This is a genomic window from Hydrogenophaga sp. GW101-3F08 (assembly GCF_059424585.1).
Map to the genome: position 1 here is coordinate 1 of NZ_JBWKZP010000021.1, position 2,399 is coordinate 2,399.

2 protein-coding genes and 1 pseudogene are annotated in these 2,399 nt (G+C 64.7%); all 3 read left to right on the forward strand.

The annotated features are described in order from the left end of the window. Window positions 1-228: pseudogene (locus AC07YZ_RS25405) on the forward strand (2,3-epoxybenzoyl-CoA dihydrolase); the annotation flags it as partial. A gap of 23 nt (window positions 229-251) precedes the next feature. Beyond that, on the forward strand, window positions 252-1,679 hold the full coding sequence (boxB, locus tag AC07YZ_RS25410) for a benzoyl-CoA 2,3-epoxidase subunit BoxB (protein WP_494796780.1): 1,428 nt from the start codon (window positions 252-254) through the stop codon (window positions 1,677-1,679). Between the two features lie 493 nt (window positions 1,680-2,172). Then, window positions 2,173-2,399 (forward strand): 4Fe-4S binding protein (locus AC07YZ_RS25415; protein WP_494796781.1); only part of this gene is annotated, 227 nt, incomplete at its 3' end.

Consider the following 2,399-nt stretch of genomic DNA (forward strand, 5'->3'; position numbering starts at 1 on the left):
GTGCGCCTGGCGCTGGAAGAGCGCGCCGCCATGTCGCCCGACGCCCTGACCGGCCTGGAGGCCAACCTGCGCTTCGCCCAGAAAGAAAACATGGCCACCCGCGTGTTTGGTCGCCTGACCGCCTGGCAGAACTGGATCTTCCAGCGCCCCAACGCCGTGGGCGAGAAGGGCGCACTCAAGGTTTACGGCAAGGGCGACAAAGCCCAGTTCGATTTCAACCGCGTCTGAAGCACACACCCCAGGAGACCCCCATGTCCACCATCGACTACAGCGACAAGATCCCCAACAACGTCAACCTGAGCGAAGACCGCACGCTGCAGCGCGCGCTGGAACAGTGGCAGCCCAACTACCTCAAATGGTGGGACGACATGGGCCCGGACGGCTCGCAGAACTTCGACGTCTACCTGCGCACGGCCATCAGCGTGGACCCGCAGGGCTGGGCCCAGTTCGGCCACGTCAAGATGCCCGACTACCGCTGGGGCATCTTCCTGAATCCCGCCGAGGCCGACCGCAAGATCCACTTCGGCGACCACAAGGGCGAAGCCGCCTGGCAGGACATCCCCGGCGAATACCGCGCCAACCTGCGCCGCATCATCGTCACCCAGGGCGACACCGAACCCGCCTCGGTCGAGCAGCAGCGCCACCTGGGCCTGACCTGCCCCAGCCAGTACGACCTGCGCAACCTGTTCCAGGTCAACGTCGAAGAAGGCCGCCACCTCTGGGCCATGGTGTATTTGCTGCACAAATACTTCGGCAAGGACGGCCGCGAAGAAGGCGAGGCCCTGCTGGAGCGCAACAGCGGCAACGCCGACAACCCACGCATCCTCGAAGCCTTCAACGAAGAAACGCCCGACTGGCTGAGCTTCTTCATGTTCACCTACTTCACCGACCGCGACGGCAAGTTCCAGCTCTGCGCCCTGGCCGAATCCAGCTTCGACCCGCTGGCGCGCACCACCAAGTTCATGCTGACCGAAGAGGCGCACCACATGTTCGTGGGCGAGAGCGGGGTGAGCCGCGTCATCAACCGCACCTGCCAGGTGATGAACGAGCTCAAGACCGACGACCCGGCCAAGCTGCGCGCCGCCGGCGTGATCGACCTGCCCACCATCCAGCGCTACCTGAACTTCCACTTCAGCGTCACCATCGACCTCTTCGGCGCCGACGAATCCAGCAACGCCGCCACCTTCTACAGCACCGGCTTGAAAGGCCGCTACGAAGAAGGCAAACGCACCGACGACCACGTGCTCAAGGGCCAGTTCTACAAGGTGCTCAACGTGCAGAACGGCCAACTCGTCGAAAAAGAAGTGCCCATGCTCAACGCGCTCAACGAAGTGCTGCGCGACGACTACATCAAGGACAGCATCGGTGGCGTGGAGCGCTGGAACAAGGTCATCGAGAAGGCCGGCATCCCGTTCCGCCTGAGCGTGCCGCACAAGGCCTTCCACCGCAACATCGGCCTCTTGAAGGGCGTGAAGGTCGCACCCGACGGCCGCGTGGTGTCCGAAGCCGAATGGAACGCCAACCGCGACCACTGGCTGCCCAGCGAAGGCGACCGCGCCTTCGTGGCCAGCCTGATGGGCCGCGTGGTCGACCCGGGCAAGTTCGCCAACTGGATTGCGCCGCCGGTGATGGGCATCAACCGCCAGCCGGTGGACTTCGAGTATGTGAGATTCGGATAACCCCCCTGCGCCGCTTCGCGGCTTCCCCCCTTTCTGGCGCGCCTTCGGCGCTTGAAGGGGGGACGATGCCTGCGGCCTGGCAAAGCCAGTTCCGCGGCATCCTGGGTTAAGGCCCGCGCTCCGGAGACGTGGCCCGGCAAAGCCGGTTCCACCGCATCCCCGGTTAGGACACGTGCTCCGGAGGGGTGACAGACTCCACGTAGGAGGTGGCGCTGCTTCTTCCCCCGCGCGAGCGCCCACCAGCGCGACGCGGTGTGGCTGGCGCAGTGAGGTCAAGGAGGAGCCGGCCGCAGGCCGGCGGGGGACACGAACGGAGTCGGCCGCACCGCGTCGCGCGGCGCCAGGCCAACGCAAAAGCAGAGGCCAGAGAAAGACCCAAAGCCAACCCAGAAGCCCGAAAAAGACCAGCGCAGCAACCAGGCAAAAGTAGCACCCCGAAACAAGCCAAGCACCCAGAAATACACTGCCCAAAACACCCCCACGGAGACCCCCCATGAACGCGCCCGCCGCATCGGCTGTGATCAAGCAGCACCTGATCGACCCCGAGATCTGCATCCGCTGCAACACCTGCGAATCCATCTGCCCGGTGCAGGCCATCACGCACGACTCGCGCAACTACGTGGTCGATGCCGACAAATGCAACTGGTGCAACGACTGCATCTCGCCGTGCCCCACCGGCTCCATCGACAACTACCGCACCATGCCGCGCATCAAGGCCTA

Excerpts from the sequence above, each read along its gene's own strand:
- boxB (WP_494796780.1), top strand. The coding sequence starts at position 252 with ATGTCCACCATCGACTACAGCGACAAGATCCCCAACAACGTCAACCTG.